The organism is Brevibacillus sp. NRS-1366 (assembly GCF_050467985.1).
Genome location: NZ_JBITPN010000011.1, coordinates 127,540 through 144,800, shown reverse-complemented (window position 1 = coordinate 144,800; position 17,261 = coordinate 127,540). Strand labels below are relative to the sequence as shown.

General features: G+C 49.1%; 11 protein-coding genes. 5 read left to right on the top strand and 6 right to left on the bottom strand.

What is annotated here, in order from left to right; all coding sequences use genetic code 11:
• Nucleotides 1-55: 55 nt before the first annotated feature.
• Entirely contained in the window at nucleotides 56-1,831 is a 1,776-nt protein-coding gene (gene recQ, locus ACIFQN_RS06240) for a DNA helicase RecQ (protein WP_429832181.1), read from the top strand.
• Nucleotides 1,832-2,044: 213 nt separating this feature from the next.
• Nucleotides 2,045-4,021: a bifunctional metallophosphatase/5'-nucleotidase gene (locus tag ACIFQN_RS06235; RefSeq protein ID WP_429832180.1), complete on the top strand. Its 1,977-nt coding sequence runs from the start codon at nucleotides 2,045-2,047 to the stop codon at nucleotides 4,019-4,021.
• Between the two features lie 79 nt (nucleotides 4,022-4,100).
• Here the strand turns inward: ACIFQN_RS06235 and lplT are convergent, their stop codons facing one another.
• From lplT to ACIFQN_RS06215, 4 genes are all read right to left on the bottom strand, one after another.
• Nucleotides 4,101-5,291: a lysophospholipid transporter LplT gene (gene lplT, locus ACIFQN_RS06230; RefSeq protein WP_429832179.1), complete on the bottom strand. Its 1,191-nt coding sequence runs from the start codon at nucleotides 5,289-5,291 to the stop codon at nucleotides 4,101-4,103.
• A 1-nt stretch (nucleotide 5,292) separates the two neighbouring features.
• Nucleotides 5,293-7,404, bottom strand: a complete 2,112-nt coding sequence (locus ACIFQN_RS06225; protein ID WP_429832178.1) for an AMP-binding protein — start codon at nucleotides 7,402-7,404, stop codon at nucleotides 5,293-5,295.
• Between the two features lie 108 nt (nucleotides 7,405-7,512).
• Entirely contained in the window at nucleotides 7,513-8,151 is a 639-nt protein-coding gene (locus ACIFQN_RS06220; protein ID WP_429832177.1) for a response regulator, read from the bottom strand.
• Nucleotides 8,152-8,176: 25 nt separating this feature from the next.
• A complete protein-coding gene (locus ACIFQN_RS06215) occupies nucleotides 8,177-9,547 on the bottom strand; it encodes a sensor histidine kinase (RefSeq protein WP_429832176.1) in 1,371 nt (456 codons plus the stop codon).
• Nucleotides 9,548-9,816: 269 nt separating this feature from the next.
• On the opposite strand from ACIFQN_RS06215, the gene ACIFQN_RS06210 reads away from it, so the two are divergent.
• The gene (locus ACIFQN_RS06210; RefSeq protein ID WP_429832175.1) at nucleotides 9,817-11,574 is read left to right on the top strand and encodes a methyl-accepting chemotaxis protein; all 1,758 of its coding nucleotides are present in this window, start codon (nucleotides 9,817-9,819) and stop codon (nucleotides 11,572-11,574) included.
• Between the two features lie 368 nt (nucleotides 11,575-11,942).
• Here ACIFQN_RS06210 and ACIFQN_RS06205 read toward each other — a convergent pair whose 3' ends face one another.
• Complete coding sequence (locus ACIFQN_RS06205) at nucleotides 11,943-14,123, bottom strand: histidine kinase dimerization/phospho-acceptor domain-containing protein (protein ID WP_429832174.1); 2,181 nt, start codon at nucleotides 14,121-14,123, stop codon at nucleotides 11,943-11,945.
• Entirely contained in the window at nucleotides 14,101-14,793 is a 693-nt protein-coding gene (locus ACIFQN_RS06200; protein ID WP_429832173.1) for a response regulator transcription factor, read from the bottom strand. The genes ACIFQN_RS06205 and ACIFQN_RS06200 overlap by 23 nt, the downstream gene beginning before the upstream one ends.
• A 185-nt stretch (nucleotides 14,794-14,978) precedes the next feature.
• On the opposite strand from ACIFQN_RS06200, the gene ACIFQN_RS06195 reads away from it, so the two are divergent.
• Both ACIFQN_RS06195 and ACIFQN_RS06190 read left to right on the top strand, forming a co-directional pair.
• Nucleotides 14,979-15,602 (top strand): class I SAM-dependent methyltransferase, encoded by a 624-nt coding sequence (locus tag ACIFQN_RS06195; protein ID WP_429832172.1) that lies wholly within the window; start codon nucleotides 14,979-14,981, stop codon nucleotides 15,600-15,602.
• A 24-nt stretch (nucleotides 15,603-15,626) separates the two neighbouring features.
• Entirely contained in the window at nucleotides 15,627-17,159 is a 1,533-nt protein-coding gene (locus tag ACIFQN_RS06190; RefSeq protein ID WP_429832171.1) for a DEAD/DEAH box helicase, read from the top strand.
• The last annotated feature ends 102 nt before the right edge of the window (nucleotides 17,160-17,261 follow it).

Sequence of the window (17,261 nt, the reverse complement as noted above, 5' to 3'; positions counted from 1 at the left end):
GTAAACTAGAAAATAACCATTGATAAAACATTTCGGAAGAGAAGGTGAATTCTCTTTGCTCTATAAAGCGGAAGAAGTCCTGCAAAAGTATTTTGGTTACCAATCGTTTCGGGATGGACAAAAGAAAATCATCGAGAGTCTCTTGGATGGACATGACACCTTGGGCATCATGCCAACCGGTGGCGGAAAATCAATCTGTTACCAGGTCCCCGCCATGCTCTTCGATGGGGTGACGATCGTCATTTCCCCGCTCATTTCTTTGATGAAGGATCAGGTAGACGTACTGGTCAGCATGGGGATTCCGGCTACGCAGATCAACAGCTCGCTGGATTATGGAGAAGTGCGTGAGCGGCTCAGGATGGCGGCGCGCAAAGAGTACAAGCTATTGTACATCGCACCGGAGCGTCTAGAATCCGAAGCTTTCCAATCCCTGATTCAAGATGTGCCGATCTCGTTCGTTGCCGTCGACGAGGCGCATTGTGTCTCCCAATGGGGTCACGATTTTCGACCGAGCTATCTAGAGATCACGCGCTTCTTGCACTCATTGCCAAAGCGCCCGGTAGTCGCTGCTCTGACCGCGACGGCGACGCCAGAGGTAACGGAGGACATCCGCAGACAGCTAGCTTTGAGAGACGAGCGTCTCTTTATCACCGGATTTGGCAGAGACAATCTGCTTCTGTCCGTGCGAAAAGGAGAGAACAGGCGAGCATTTATCCAGGAATATTTGCGCGCGAATCGTCAGCAAGCCGGAATCATCTATGCGGCTACGCGAAAAGACGTGGATGCGCTGCATGCTGATTTGCAAAAACGCGGATTCGAAGTAACCAAATACCATGCCGGTCTGTCAGAAGAGGAACGCGCACGCAATCAAGAGGCGTTTCTATTCGATGACGTCCGTACGATGATTGCGACCAATGCGTTCGGGATGGGGATCGACAAGTCCAATGTACGTTACGTCATTCATTACAACATGCCGAAGAATTTGGAAGCGTACTATCAGGAAGCGGGGCGTGCCGGACGCGACGGAGAGCCGAGCGAATGCATTCTCTTGTTCCAGCCCCAGGATATTCAGACCCAGACCTTTTTCATCGAGCAGAACCAATTGCTGGAGGAGCGCAAAGAACACGAGTACAAAAAGCTGTACGCGATGATCGACTACTGCCGGACTCCACGCTGTTTGCAGCAATACATCGTGCAGTATTTTGGGGAAACCGACGCCGCAGAGTGCGGACAATGTGGAAACTGCACGGATGAGACGGAGCTGGCAGATATCACTTTAGAGGCACAGAAGATTTTTTCCTGCGTCAAACGGATGAAGGAGCGCTTCGGTGCAGCGCTGGTGGCGCAAGTGCTCAAAGGCTCCAAGAATAAAAAGGTAACACAGTTCAGCTTTGATCAACTGCCTACGTATGGCTTGATGAAGGAATACAAGGAAAAGGAAATCGCAGACCTGATCCAGCTCCTGATCGCAGAAGGGTATCTACAAGTAACGGAGAGCCAGTATCCGATCGTGAAGCTGGGTGAGCGGGCGTTGCCTGTCCTTATGGGTGAGGAGCGGGTCATGCAAAAAATCGCCATCCGCCCAGTACAGCTGACCGAGGACGACGAGCTGTTCGAACGATTACGCAGCTTGCGCAAGGAAATCTCGCAGCGCGAAGGTGTTCCTCCCTACGTTATTTTCCATGACAGCACCCTAAAGGAAATGAGCAGTCTGTGCCCGACGGATAAACAAGCGATGCTGGGGATCAAGGGAGTCGGTGAGTCCAAGTTCGATAAGTATGGCCAACTCTTCCTAGAGTGCTTGCAAAGCTATGCAGCAGTAAAGCCGTGACTCTCGCAGTCACGGCTTTTTTCCATTCCAGCAATCACAGGTTCATATGTAAAATTCACAATAGTTATCCGATAGTATGACTGCTATAGTTAGACAGCAAACCAATTTTTACTAATGGCACGAAAAGGGGGATGTCTTATTTAGCGTAGGGGGACATGTTGCGATCAGGAATCGTAAGGTCACTGACACATTTAGAGAAATAGAGGGGAAATAATGAAAAAAACAAGACGTATGGGGAAAGTTCTATCAAGTATAGCCCTATCGGCAATGGTACTGGGCAGTGCTATCATGGGGGCGCCAGTGTCGACGAAAGCCGCAGAAGCACCTACCAAAATCACGCTGCTGGGTACCTCTGACATTCACGGAAGGTTCATGCCATGGGATTACGCCCTGGATGGTCCGAATCCAAATGGCAGCCTGACGCAGCTATTCACGATGATCAAAGAGATTCGCAAAGAGAATCCGAACACCGTGCTCTTGGATGCGGGAGATTCTATTCAAGACAACTCCGCAGAGCTGTTTAACGACCAGCCAGAGTCGCCGATGATGGTTGCGATGAATGAGATGGGCTATGATGCTTGGGCGTTTGGCAATCATGAGTTCAACTTTGGACTGGATATATTGGACAAAATCAGCGGTCAATATAAAGGTCCGGTACTGGCGGGCAATATTTACAAAGAAAATGGCGAGCGCTTCTTGCCAGCCTATACGATTATTGAGCGTGCAGGAGTCAAAATCGGGGTCATTGGAATGGATACGCCAATGATTTCAGACTTTGAAAAGGGAACCGATCACCTGGATGGTCTGGTAATCAAAAATCCAGTAGAAGAAACCAAAAAAGCAGTAAAAGAACTGGAAGGCAAAGTAGATGTCATGATTGGCCTCATGCATATGGGGATTGAGAATGAAAACGGCATTCCTGGCACGGGTGTAGCAGACATCGCCAATGCTGTACCGGAATTGACTGCTATTTTTGCCGGACACATGCACAAGCTGGTGAAACAGGAAGAGATCAATGGCGTGTTGATCACCGAGCCGGACAAATATGGCACACACCTTTCACGCATTGACCTGACTTTTGAAAAGAAAGATGGCAAGGTCGTGCTGACCAAAAAAGAAGCGACCGCACTCTCTGTAAAAGGAGCAGACGGTACGCCAGCCGTATCCGATCCAGAGCTGGAAACCAAGCTGAAGCCGTTCCATGAGTTTGCACGTGCCGACGCCAACATCGTGGTTGCAGAGCTGAAAGGCATGGATCTCGTGCCTAAAAACGAAATTGAGGGTATTCCACAGGTGCAAATTCAGGAGACACCGCTATCTGACTTTTTCCATGAAGTGATGCTCTATTACAGCAAGGCAGACGTAGTTGCCCACCAGATCGACAATGACAAGGCCAAGCTCGATGTAGGTCCAATCAAGAAAAAGGATATCGCCTACAACTATCAGTATGCGGGCGGCGAGATCACTGTTTACAAAGTAACTGGAAAAGACCTGAAAGACTACATGGAGTGGGCAGTTGGCTACTTCAACTCCACTCGTCCTGGCGACGTAACCGTGAGCTTTGACAGCAAACGTCGGGCCTCGAAATACAGCACCAATGATTTCTTTGGCGGTGTGAAATACGAGATCGATTTGACCAAGCCATACGGCAGCCGCATCACCAACCTGCGCAAGCTCGATGAAACGGCAATCAAACCAGCTGATACGCTGAAGCTCGGGATGAACGCTTACCGGATGGAAGCTTTGCAGGCAAAAGGTGGCGCTCTGGAAGGCCGCAAGTTTGAACAGCTATGGTCATCCAAAGAAAATACCGCTTATGGTGAAACAGGTGGAACAATCCGCAACCGTGCCATCGCCTACCTGAAAGAAGTGAAAAAGGGCGTATACGAACCAAAAGTCCAAAACAACTGGAAAGTCATCGGTGTCGATACGACTTCACCTGAACGGAGTGACGTAGTCGAGCTGATCAATGCGGGCATCCTGAGTGTACCGAAAACAGAAGATGGCAAGTACACCAATATCGCTTCGATCAATCTGAAAGATGCGATCACCAAAGAAGAAATGACTGCACTGTCCGAAAAAGCCAAGGTAGACCAGGCTAAATTCGCTACTGCAAAAACAAAAGGTGAGTTCTACCATCAATTGAATCAAGCGAGAAAAGCTGCAGCTGCTGCAACACCTAAACCGTAAGCTCCTCGCGTCCAAATACAGCTTAGATATAACCAAGAAAGCCGTGACTCTAGCAGTCGCGGCTTTTTCTTCTTCAAGGTTACCCTGCAATCCGTTTCCGATATTTTGCCAAATACAGCAAGAATACCAGAAGTAACAGACCTTGGCCTACGATCGCCCCAGAGATGGAGATCCCTGTATAAACGATCAGGTAGTAAATGCCAGACCCAACGGCCATCAGCAGGTTTTCGATAAAATTTTGGATGGCGATCGTTTTTCCTGAGCCCACCATTTTCTTGCCTTCCTCTTGCAAAACGGTATTCATCGGGATAATGAATACGCCTCCCATGAAGCCGACCAGCAGCAAGAGAGCGATGGCGATGGCTGTCACGTGAATCCATGGAAACAGCACAATGATTAGGAACATTCCGAAACCAAACGTAAGGGAACGAGTAAACTGCGCCAACGGGACCAGCTTGGGAGCCAGGAATGCTCCGGCGATAATTCCAATCGAGGTCGTAGCCAGAATGAGCGAGACAGAAAAGCTCTCTGGGTTGATGCCCAGGGCGATGGGAATCCAAGCAAGAACAGCCACACGCAGTACAGCGGAGCTCATCCAAAAGGCACCGGTGCCTATCAGGGCAAAGCTGGTTTCAGGACGACCCATCAATTGCTGAAAGTCGATGAAAAAGCGACGTGCCTCCGCACCGTAACGAATGGACAGGTTGCCTTTCATACGCGGGATAAAAAAGGTCAGAGCCAGTGATAGCAAATAGATGAGCAGGCAGATTGCTGATGAAAGCAGAGGCGCTGTCATGGAGGCAATCGCACCGCCGCCGCCGATTCCTGTCAGAATGGCAAAGATCGTGTACGCTTCGATACGTGCATTGGCGTGGAACAGCTCATCTTCATTTCGCGTCAGCTCTGGCAAAATGCCGTATTTGGCAGGGGAGTAGACGACAGCGCCGACTCCGACCGTGAAGTAGCAGAGCATCAAGAACAGAATGCTGGAGTGGTCAATCACGAACAGCAGCAGAACACCGAGTGCTTTGATCAGGTTGCCGATTACGAGTACAAATGATTTGGGATGCTTGTCGGCAAAAGGGCCTACCAATGGAGCTAGAAAAATATAAGGAAGAAAGAATGAAATCGAGACAAGTGCGAGCATGGCGGGAGAAAAGCCGTTCTCCCGCAGCAGATGAGCAATCACAAACAAAATCATGTTGTCGGCAAAGGCCGATAGGAACTGGGTGAAATAAAGGGCTTGCAGTGGTTGTAGTCGTATCTTCACGTCATTTTCCTCCACTTTCAGCCAGTTGTTTTAGGCTGACATAATCCGTTTTTCCGCTACCGAGAAGCGGGAGTGCCTTGATTACTTGCAGGGAGCCGGGAATGAGCAATGGTGAGTATTGTTTCTCGGTCAAATAGGTTCGCAACTGGCTGAGAGCCACCGCTTCATCGGTCGTAAACAGCAGGACGCGTTCGCCTTTTCGCGGGTCATTGATCGTGATCGCAGCGAATTCAGAGTGTCCGAAGCATTGCATTGCCAGCTCCTCGATCAGATTGAGGGAGACCATCTCTCCACCGATTTTGGCAAAGCGCTTCAAGCGAGACTGGATGCTGATAAAGCCATCTTTGTCTGCCGTAACCAAGTCTCCTGTGTGGTACCACTCCTCGGCCGGAATAAACCCATGGCCGTAAATCAAGTATCCTTTCATGACGTTGGGTCCTTTGACCAACAGCTCTCCGCCTTCTGCGATGCCGTTTACAGCATCTAGCTTGTAGGACATTCCAGGCATTAAGCGTCCGACTGTTCCCGGTTTGTTGGCAAGAGGGGTATTGAGTGACAAGATCGGAGCGGTCTCAGTTGCACCATAGCCTTCAAAAATCCGCACGCCGAACTTTTCCATCCACAGCTTGCGTACGTCGTCCTTCAGCTTTTCAGCGCCTGCGAAGACATAGCGCAAGGAGTAAAAGTTGTAGGGATGTGCCATCCGACCGTAGCCCGCCATGAAAGTGGAGGTACCGAAGAGAATGGTCGCATTTTGATCGTACACCAGCTCTGAAATGGCTTTGTAGTGCAGCGGGCTGGGATAGAGATAGACGGGAATGCCCTTGACGACTGGTAATAGCGTACCTGCTGTCAGTCCAAAGCTGTGAAACATCGGCAAAGCGTTGAAGAATTTGTCACGGGACGTGATGTCGATGACAGTGGTCACCTGCTGGATGTTTGCGTACAGGTTGGTATGTGTCAGCACGACGCCTTTTGGTTTGCTTTCACTGCCGGAGGTAAAGAGAATCAGCTCGTTGCCACTGGCAGGAGACGATTTTTGTTTCATCAGATAGCGAAAGAGTGCCGAGATTTTGTCGAGGGCAGTGGCAGACGCCTTTATATCCTCTAGGTAAATAATTTTCATATGCGGTGTAAGACCCGCGATAATGTGCTCCAGCTTTCCTTTTTCGATGAACACCCGCGAAGTCAGGATCGTGTCGAGATGGGCGGTTTCACAGCAATCAAGCAGCGAGCGAATCCCGAGCGAAAAGTTGAGGATTGCCGGTGTTTTGCCGATACGGAACAAGGACAGCAAAGTAATCAGATGACCTACGGAATTCGGGAGAAACAGTCCGACTACTGGTTTGCCAAGCAGTGGGGACTGCAATTTGTTGCCAAGCAGGTAACTGCCGATCAAGAGTGTCCGGTAATTGATTGCCGATGTTAGATCTTTGGCGATTTCCACGTTGGCGCCGTTGAGACGAGATGCTTCCAGCACTTCATCAAACAGATTGACGTTTTGCTTCATGCGGCTTTGGAACAGCTCCTGCTGCAAGGTTTGCAGGATGCGGTCATTGGCTGCGGCTTTTTGCTGACGCATCGAGAGGGTGACGTCCCGCTCGATTGTGAAGGGCGTACCGATCGTCATGGTAACGTCGGGAAACCAGAAGAGGCGCAGCTTCCCTTTCAAGTACGAGAAGACAGAGCGCTCCAGGCCTTGGATGGCTACGGGATACACGGTTGCGCCTGTTCGTAGAGCCAGGTAACCAACTCCACTGTAGATTTTCATCAGGCTGCCTGTGGTAGTGATGCGTCCCTCGGGGAAGATCACCAGTGTTTCCCCGCTCCTGATGATCCTTAGCATGTGACGGATCGAATACGGATTCAGCGGGTCAATCGCGATGTGCTTGCGGAAGCGAAGGAAAAAGGCAAAGCGCTTGGCGATCTGGGTGTTGACCACAAACGTGGCCCCTTTTGGCAAGCAAAAGGACAAGAGGACAGCATCCATAAGCGAAACGTGATTTGGAATAATCAGCGATGGCTGCGAAAGGTCGAGTTTGTGGAGACCGTTGATGCGAGGACGGAACCAAAGCATCAGGATCATTTTCAGGAAGGCATGAATGAGAACCATGTGGACCACACCCCTACGAAGGATAATTGCGTTGCTCTATAGCTCTCATTCTAAAGTGTGGGGGGTATAAAAAAAGTACCAACATTGATTGGTACCTGGTAATAAGACCTAGAATAGCTTTTTTTGGCTTGCTTTTGCGGCAGCTTCCTTGCTTGTTTTGACGCCCATTTTTTTCAGGATGCGGTTGATGTGGTTTTTGATTGTGCGCTTGGTGATGTGAAGCGTTTGCTCGATTTGTGTCTGGGTTTGCCCTTGATGGATGAGCTGGAGAATGTCTTTTTCAGCAGGTGACAGCAGCTTTTGATTCTCCTCGTTCTTCATTCGCAAAAACTCGTTGCGCAGCGCAGCCGCCGCAGTGGGATGTATCGCGGACTGGCGATTGTGGGCAGCGCGAATCGCATCCGGTATCTCTTTGAAGCTGCTTTTGCTGATGTAGTTGACGGCACCGGCAGAAAAAGACTCGACAATCACATTCTCGTCGGTCAGTGAGGTGAGCATGATGATTTTACAGTCGGCTTGCAGCTCGATGAGTGCGATCGCTGTTTCAATGCCATCCAAATTGTTTTCGGTCAGATTGATATCCATCAGCACAACATCGGCCTTGGCGGGCAAAAAGCGCTCGATGGCCTCGTCTTTGGTGCCAGCTTCGCCGACCACAGCAATATCCGGCTGTTTGTTGAGGTAGTCGACGAGTCCTTTGCGCCATACAGGATCATCTTCTACGATAAAAACCGCAATGGAGTCCATAATGATAGCCGCCTCTTTCGTTGATTTAGGATGCAACCAGTCGCTTTTTGGGGAAGAACAGAAACACGGTGGTTCCTTTGCCTGGCTCACTGTAGATTTCAAGCTGTCCCTGATGCTTTTGCATGACATTGTAACAGTAAGAGAGTCCCAGGCCAAAGTTCTGCCCGGTCCTTTTGGTAGAGAAAAAAGGATCCAGTACATGCGGCAGGTTCTCTTTGGATATGCCTGTTCCCGTATCTGCTACGGCGATGACAAGATGCTTGTTTGATCGAAATAACTGCAGACGAAGGGTCCCTCCTGTTTTCATCGCCTCTAGGGCGTTCATGCACAGGTTGGTGAAGATTTCCCGCAGCTGTACAGCATCACAGTACAGTCGCAGTGTTTCGTCCAGCTCGCTTTCCACGTTTACTTGTTGCTTTGTGGTGTAGGGAGTGAGCGTCTGGATGACTTGGGTGATGATTTGGCTGGGAAAACAAGTCGCTTCGCGCAGTTCGACATCACGGAGCTGTCCCTGGATACGATTCATCATATTCAGCATGTGCTGGGATGATTGCAAGAGCACGAGCGCGTCTTCTTTTAGTGCAGGCTGATTCGTCTCTTCGGCAAATGATTCAATGCGATCGGCATAGAGTGAGATTTTCCCTGCTTCGTTTTTGATCGTGTGGTTAATGATTTGCGCACCAGATGTAAGCGCGCGCAGCGTACTGTCCAGACGCTTCTTTTCGACGCGGAGACGCACGCCGAGAAAACCGTATTTCAAACTTATGGCAACAATCAGAATGAACTGGATCGCAACCACCAGCATGTTGTAGCGCCACGCCTCGTAATCGTTCTGGATGCGCATGACGTAGATGAAAATAAAGACGAAAAACAGCGGAACGATGATCAATACATTAGTGAAAAAGCTGTTCTTCTTCACGAGCGGATCCTTTTCCTTGCGGTACTGTACGATGAGAAGCGTGCACGCAGTCAGGAAAAAGGGAATGATCCAAGCGACCATAATCCAGTAGTTAAAGGACAGGTCTGGATAAATCGGCGTAATCACAAGCATCAAAAGAGGCATGAGCAGGGCAGCGTACTGTACGATTTGCTTCACTTTACGTGACAAGGACTCTGACGAATGAACAGCAAACATGAAAAACGTATAAGGCAAACCGGTCTGGCACACAAAAGATGCGCTGCGGCTCAGGAACAACAAAATCTGATCCGAGCCCGGATATATCGAAAGGGCATCTTTCCACAAGGGAAGCACGGTTTCATCAATCACGGCAGAGAGGAAGCCACCGCCACCAACAAAGGCAGTCGCGCATGCCCAGCGGATCGAGGTTCGTTTCGGGTCAGTGAATAAGACCAAAAGGCCCAGTGCCCATATGGTAAACAGTATGAAAACCATCATGGTAGTAATTCTCCTGTCAGTCATGATAGATCTATTATACCGTACACATGCGGGGGAAGACGGATATTTCATCATCTACCAATGAAAAAGGTTAATTTTTATTCGAATAGGAAAGCAATACAATTTGGTGTATGAACCATTTTATTGCTGTATATTCTGAATAATCATATCTATTCGTGTTTAAGAAAATCGCCTATGATGGTAATCGAGTGTGAAATAAGTACTGGGTATTTTTGATTTGGGAACAGGCGTAAAGGAGAAGCGAGCGGATGAAGGCATTCATGAAAAACCACCTGATTGTTCGGATTTTATGTGTCATTATTGCAGTTCTGATTTTAATTGCTGTCGGTAATGTTACAACACAGGTAGTGCAGACCAGATCAGCCGTCGAGGACGGGATCAACAGCTACAATATGCGCATCGCAGAAAGCTATGCGGCTGGTATGCAAACAGATCGGTACACACAATTTTTGCAGCAACCGCAGGAAACAAATCTGTACTGGTCGCTGAGGCAAGAGCTGGATGTATTCCGTACACAAATTGGTGCGCGTTACGTATATTTTGTGCGATTTGATGAGAACCGTAAGCCGCGAATCATGATTGACGGTCGTCCACCGAAGGACCCGGATGCCTCTCCTATTGATGAAGTGACCGATATGCCTCCCGAAGCCGTACAAGCGGTAATGGCCGGGAACAAGGCTAGTTCACCGATTATCGAAAATCCGGAATATGGAACGTACTTATCGGCATACGTGCCTGTTATAGAGGCCGGTGGCAAAGTCATTGGTGCGCTCGGGATTGATACGGATGCTGCTGTATTTGAGCAGCTAGCAGCCAACGTAATCTGGAAAAGCATCCCTTTCTACATTTTGCTGCTAGTAATCACACTCGTGGCTATCGGCGTGATCGTATGGTTCGTCCAGCGTGCATTGCGCCCGCTGCATACCGTGAGGGCGAGTGCCGAAAAAATGGCTGTAGGTGATTTGGCTGGTGCGAGTGTTATTCTGCGGGCTCAGCCTGTTCGCTCAGAGGACGAGATTGGCACTGTTTATAAAGCGATGCTGTCCATGTCACAGAATTTACATTCACGTGTACGCGGCTTGGTCGTCAATATGGACAAGACCTCTGATCAATTGGTCCTATCGTCCAAGGAGTTTGCGACAAGCGCCGATCAGATGCTGGTGATGGGCGAGAGCATGAACGAAACTGTGAAGGTCATCTACGAAGGGGCCAATACCCAAAAGAAAAGCGCAGACGACAGTGTGGCCGCTATGGAAGAGATTGCGCAAGGCATTACCCGAATCGCTGGATCATCGGCTACCGTATCAGATGCTGCGATTCAAGCCGTAGGTATCGCCCAGTCAGGCGACACAGCTATGAAGCGGATGAATAAGCAAATGCGAGAGATCTCTTCTTCGGCTACGCAAACCTTGCACATGGCGAAACAACTGAAGTCATATACAGACGAGATCGAAAACGTCGTAAGCTCCATCCGTGGCTTTACCGAACAGACCAAGATTCTCGCTCTGAATGCGGCGATTGAAGCGGCCAGGGCCGGGGAGCATGGTGTCGGCTTTACAGTCGTTGCCAAAGAAGTCAGCAAGCTGGCGGATGCATCCGCTTCGTCTGTGCAACAGATTACAGCTCTGCTCGGCAATATCAGCTTGGAATCGGGAAAAATCAGTGGGGAGATGGAAGTCGTTACAGAGGAAATAGAAGCAGGCGTACAGCTTTCCCGAGAGGCGGAGCAATCGTTCCTGCACGCCGTTAAAGCGTTTCGCCTGGTGAGTGACCAAATTATGGAGGTCTCAGCAACGACAGAGCAGTTGTCCGCAGGCTCTGAGGAAGTGGTCGCTCAGGTGAACAGTATCGCGCAGGTCGCCAGCGGGGTTACGGAGCAGACCCATCAGATACGGTCCATGACGACCAGACAGCTCGACATGATGAAACAGGTACATGATGCCTCCACCGTCCTGAGTAGCAGCACGCTGAACATGAGACAGGCCATCCAGCAAGTAAACGTTTAGTTGGAAAAGTGCGACCATGGCGTTAGCGGCAAAGCCTGGAGACGAAGTTAGTTACACAGCATCTTTGCTTTTCCTGCAGTTTTTCAATCTTCTTTGAGACTGCTTGATGAAACACGAGAATGAAATAAAGCTCGTGCGAGGAAAAAGGAGAAAAAAGCGAAAGGTCTTTGGGACCCCTACCAAGGATTCATTCCAAAAACGAAACACGCTCTTAAGCGTCCACCTCTGAGAAGCCCCTTGAATCGGCTACTTTGGACGCGGTTTCGTTTTTGGAAAGGAGCCGACTGGATGACCCCAGAGAAGGGGCCCAAGAAGCTGGAGCGTTTTCTCCTTTTTCCTCTCCTCCACTACAGCTGGATTTAAGAATCTTACGACTTGTGAAACACAACCGTCACCTTAAAATAATCGCCATCAATCTCAATAGACAGCTTGCCGCCCTGCAGCTCAACGATACTTTTCGCGATAGCGAGCCCAAGACCGGACCCTTCCGTATTGCGGGATTGATCTGCTCGTTTGAATCGTTCGAACAGCTCTTCGGCATCAAAATTGATTTCATAGGCAGAGACATTTTTGATCGTAAGGATGACCTGATCTTGTCGCTCAAACAGGTCAATCAGGACACGCGTGTTTGGCATCGAGTATTTCAATGCGTTGCCGATCAAGTTTTCAAAAACCCGCCATGTTTTTTTGCCATCAAGAGGAGCGTAGATTTTGGCCTGCTCCGTATTGACGCGGAAGGTGAGCGAGGACTGCTCGATCTTATCGCTGAATTCCGCAATAGATTGATTGAGCAGTGCCGCTACGTTTACCTCCTCGATGTTCAACTCGACGGAGCCGCTTGCCATTTTTGCAGCATCGAATAGATCGTCGATCAGGATACGCAGCCGCTCCGTCTTTCTTTCCAATACATCGACGTACGATTTGATTTCGTCTGCCGACAGGTTCTCTCGCTTGAGGAGATCGACATAATTGACGATCGAGGTAAGAGGTGTTTTTAAATCATGAGAGACGTTGGTGATCAATTCCGATTTGAGCCGCTCGCTTTTCATCTGATCTTCCATTGCATGCTTGAGGCCTTGCCTGATGTTGTTGAGTGAGTGAGCGAGCTCCGAAAGCTTGCCTTTGCGTATTTTTTCAATGGAGGCATTCATATTTCCGGATGCCATTTCAGATGCTCCCAGCAAAATGCGATTCATTAGTCCTATGCGGCGCAGAACGTACGGGAAAACGACCACCATGTAGAACATGCCGTACAAAAAGCAGAGGACCAGCAATTCGCCGATGCTTTCTATCAAAGCAACAAATGCTAATGCAACGCTCATCCCAAGGCCGATGGTCAGGATGAACAACGTGGCGACCTTAAAGAAGACGCCTTTATTGGCGAAGCTTTCCTTAAAGAGGACGCGTTGTCTGAAAAGAAGACTTCGCTGCCATTGCTCTTGGAACGATTCGGGTTGTTTGTACATGTGCCAGCCATCGAGTAATTGGAGCAGCAAATAGGCAGTAAAGACAGAAACCATCGCCAGCGTAAAGAAATGCTCGATATCGATCGGCAAGAAGAAAAAGCGCATATTCGAGATCATGAGCAGGTAGGTAATGCCTACAGGGAACAGCAAGGCAATCCGAATGTCCAGCGGGATACGCCTAAACATTGCCGAGCATTTCATTACGATCGGGTGCTGAGCGGTTTTCATCATGCTTCCATACCATGCGAGCAGAGCCGAAATAAAGAGCGTGATGGTCAATAAGGCACATTCCTTCAAAAGGCGATCTCTGATGGAATCATAATAAACAGCATCTGCTTCAATCTGACTATACCCTTTGGAATTGACAGGAACATAAAACACGCCATGTAATTGATTCAGCTGGAAGGTGCGGTTAATGTCTGTGTACTCCCCGAATTTTGTATAGGTGTTTTGCGGAAAGGTAATGGAGAAGCGGGCATTCTGGTTGATCTCGGCTTCTGTGGGCTCATGATCCATATTGGTATACACTTTATTGGTCTTTTTATCGGTCACATAGTAATGGAACGAACCATTTCGAAGGGCAAGACTTGTTTTGCGTTCCTCGTAATCCCGATCCTTATTGGCGACGATCTCGTTCACCTGTTTTCTTTGCGCGGCTGCTTCTTTATCCAAAGCTGCCTTCCTGCGGTTTTCCTGTTCTGCTGTAAGTCTGGCCACCTCTTCGGTCTGACCTGCTTTTCTGGCTACCTCTATCCGTGGCGCGTACTCTTGTGAGATATTATCCTCAGCTTCCTGGAGCGCTTCCTCCCACTGCGGTTTTAGCTGTTCGAGTGTCTCTTTCCCCAGCTTTTCTTCAAGAGTCTTTTCTTCATACCCTGCATAATCAACGTGCACCGTTTTTACCAGCTCGGCAAAATCTCGCATCTCCCAGCGAAAACCTGAGCTTTGAAAGTAATTGTCTTTTTGCAAGTATTCCCGATTGTGGTAGAGATCGGCCGCAGTCAGTAAAGAGAGTGAAACGCTGAGAACAAAGGCGATCAGCGCCAGTAACGAGTAGCGGCTATTTTTCGATTTTGTATCCAATTCCCCATACCACCTTTAAATATTTCGGTTCCTTCGGGTTGATTTCAATTTTTTCACGAATGCGCCTGACGTGAACAGCGACTGTATTTTCCGCATTCAAATAGGGTTCTCTCCAGACCCGTTCATAGATTTCCTCGATTGAAAATACCCGACCCTTGTTTTCCATCAAAAGCTCTAATATCTTGTATTCGGTTGCGGTTAACCGTACCTCATTGTCGTCCACGGCGACGGTTTTGGTACTCTTGTTCAAGGTTAATCCACGCACTTGAATTTCGTCCTCAGTGACTTTGTAGGTCCCCAAATTGGTATAACGGCGCAGTTGGGATTTGACTCGCGCTAATAGTTCGAGAGGATGGAAGGGCTTGGTTACATAATCATCAGCCCCGATGTTTAATCCCAAAATTTTGTCGGTATCCTCGGATTTTGCGGAAAGCATGATGATTGGAATGTTCCTTTCTTGCCGAATCTTGAATGTAGCTGTGATCCCGTCCATTTTTGGCATCATGATGTCTAAAATAATGAGATGGATTTCTTCTTGTTCCAAAATGGCCAAAGCCTCCAAGCCATCTCCTGCTTTGTGTACAATCATGGATTCATTTTTCAAATAAATTTCGATTGCGTCTCTGATTTCAGCCTCGTCGTCGACAACGAGGACATGGTAATTCGTCATGCTTTTTTTCCCCACCTTATGAATGCATTCATGATACTATTTTAACGGCAAGCTTTAACAAAACAGCTTAGAAAACTCTTACAAATTTCTTAACGTGTAAGCTTGCCTTACCTTTTCACTGATTGGGAGAATAGGTATGATCCTATAGGGGAATGAGGTAAGATGTGATCAAGTAAACAAGAAAAATGGTGATCCGATTGCTTGAATGGACGGGAGAACGAATCATTCCCAAGCTTTTAAAACCTACCAACGGCATGCTCCTGGAGCATATCGCCAGATACTATTTTGCCACTCCCTACATCAGGGGAAGAGTACTGGATATCGCATGTGGGACAGGCTATGGCTGTCATATGGTAGCCAAGGAGCGAAAACGTGAGCTCACACATCTGATTGGCGTAGACATTGATGAGGAAACCATTTCCTACGCGAATCGGGAGTACAACCACCAAAAGATTACGTATCAAACCGGAAATGCGATTGACCCTGAGCTTCCCGAGCAGCTTGGACAATTTGATACCATACTCAGCTTTGAAACGATTGAACATGTGGAGGACGACCTGCTTTTTATGGATAATCTGTACCGGATGCTAAAACCGGGTGGAACGCTGGTCTTGTCCAGTCCATTTGGCAGGGGAAGGGGCATGCAGACGAGTGAGCCGTTTCATGTTCACCAATTGACACCAGAGGAATTCGCCGAGCTGTTTGCCCGCTTTTCCGAGGTAGAGATTTACTATCAGCGAGGCGTTACTTTTGAAAAGCCGCGTGATGGCGTACGTTACTTTATTGGAATGGCTGTCTGCACGAAATGAGACAAGCTCCCAATGGAATGAGAAATGGAGATGGCGAAACTGGCTGACTTTTTGAGACTGGGCATACGCAAGGAACTGCAAAAAACGCTACTGGCAAATGGGATTACCGAACCGACCCCCATTCAGGAGAAAACCATTCCTGTCGTACTCGCAGGAAAAGATGTAATTTCCCAAGCGCAGACGGGAACGGGGAAGACGCTTGCCTTTGTTTTGCCGATTTTGGAGCAGGCTGATCCGCAGGCGACGCACGTGCAGGCATTGATTTTAACGCCTACCCGGGAGCTGGCTCTGCAAATCACAGCCGAAGTAAAAAAGCTGACAGCTAATCTGGACGATATTCACGTCTTGGCTGTGTACGGCGGACAAGACGTAGATCGGCAAATGAGAAAGCTGCAGGGCAAAAAACAGGTAGTGATCGCGACACCTGGACGTCTGCTCGATCATATGAGACGTGGCACGATTGAGCTATCGAGTGTTTCGACATTTGTTCTCGACGAGGCAGACCAGATGCTGCATATGGGGTTTCTGCCCGAAGTAGAGGAAATCATCGGCAACATTTCGGCAGATCGCCAAACCTTGCTGTTTTCCGCAACGATGCCCTCGCAGGTGCGTTCCCTCGCCAAGCGCTTTATGAAGCAGCCGGAGGATATTCGGGTGCAGGGCAAGCGCATCACCCTCGAAGACATCAAACAGATCGTCGTAGAGACGACGGATCGGGCAAAGCAGGCGACTCTTCGGGGGCTGCTTGATGAGCAACGACCGTTTTTGGCTGTCATTTTTTGTCGAACAAAGCGCAGAGCGAGTACATTAAATGCTGCCCTGCAAGGATATGGCTATGTATCAGACGAATTGCACGGCGATTTGTCACAGGCGAAACGCGAAGATGTGATGAAGCGATTCCGTGAGGCCAAGATTCAGTACCTGGTCGCGACAGATGTAGCCGCACGCGGTCTGGATGTAGAGGGAATCACGCACGTATTCAACTACGACATTCCTGAAGATGTGGACAGCTATATTCACCGAATCGGCCGTACAGGTCGTGCCGGAGAGCAGGGGATAGCCTTTACCTTAGTGGCTGCGAAAGATCGCATGCTGCTGGAGATGATTGAAAAAGGAATAAACCTGTCTCTCGAACGGCGCGGGATGGAAAATGAAAAGCAGACCGAACAAAAATCACGGAACCGGCAGCAGAAGCCAGAGGCTAATCAATCTAGTGGGCGAGATCGTAGAGGAGAGCAAAAAGGTCGTTCCAAAGGGAGGGTCGATGAGCGCAGAGATCGGGGATTTGGGCGGAAGCGTGATGGTGACGACCGGCGACCTGGTGGAGATAAATCTGATTATAAGGCAAAAGGCGGACCAGGGAAGACTGGTGGCATAGAGGGCAAGGCAAAGGGCAATGATCGCAAGGGGAAGGATAGCACCCGCAAGCAAAGCAGTTCCGCTGGCAAGCCGGCTACTGCGCAGCGCAGCGCTACTCGTTTTGACTCCAAGCCAACTAAGAGGGCAAACGCCACTTCTACCGGGCGTCCAACTAGAAAAAAGACGAGACAGCGATAAGAAAACCTCTATCGTGGCCTCCTCAAGGAGGAGCGACCGCGTATTAGTGGAAAGTTTCACCGAAGTAATGCCGGGAGCGAACGCTGAGGTACCTTGTCATGC

What these genes read in the sequence shown, in the direction of transcription:
- ACIFQN_RS06235 (WP_429832180.1), top strand. Translation starts at nt 2,045, where the DNA reads ATGAAAAAAACAAGACGTATGGGGAAAGTTCTATCAAGTATAGCCCTA.
- ACIFQN_RS06225 (WP_429832178.1), bottom strand. Translation starts at nt 7,404, where the DNA reads ATGGTTCTCATTCATGCCTTCCTGAAAATGATCCTGATGCTTTGGTTC.
- ACIFQN_RS06220 (WP_429832177.1), bottom strand. Translation starts at nt 8,151, where the DNA reads ATGGACTCCATTGCGGTTTTTATCGTAGAAGATGATCCTGTATGGCGC.
- ACIFQN_RS06215 (WP_429832176.1), bottom strand. Translation starts at nt 9,547, where the DNA reads ATGATGGTTTTCATACTGTTTACCATATGGGCACTGGGCCTTTTGGTC.
- ACIFQN_RS06210 (WP_429832175.1), top strand. Translation starts at nt 9,817, where the DNA reads ATGAAGGCATTCATGAAAAACCACCTGATTGTTCGGATTTTATGTGTC.
- ACIFQN_RS06200 (WP_429832173.1), bottom strand. Translation starts at nt 14,793, where the DNA reads ATGACGAATTACCATGTCCTCGTTGTCGACGACGAGGCTGAAATCAGA.
- ACIFQN_RS06195 (WP_429832172.1), top strand. Translation starts at nt 14,979, where the DNA reads ATGGTGATCCGATTGCTTGAATGGACGGGAGAACGAATCATTCCCAAG.
- ACIFQN_RS06190 (WP_429832171.1), top strand. Translation starts at nt 15,627, where the DNA reads ATGGAGATGGCGAAACTGGCTGACTTTTTGAGACTGGGCATACGCAAG.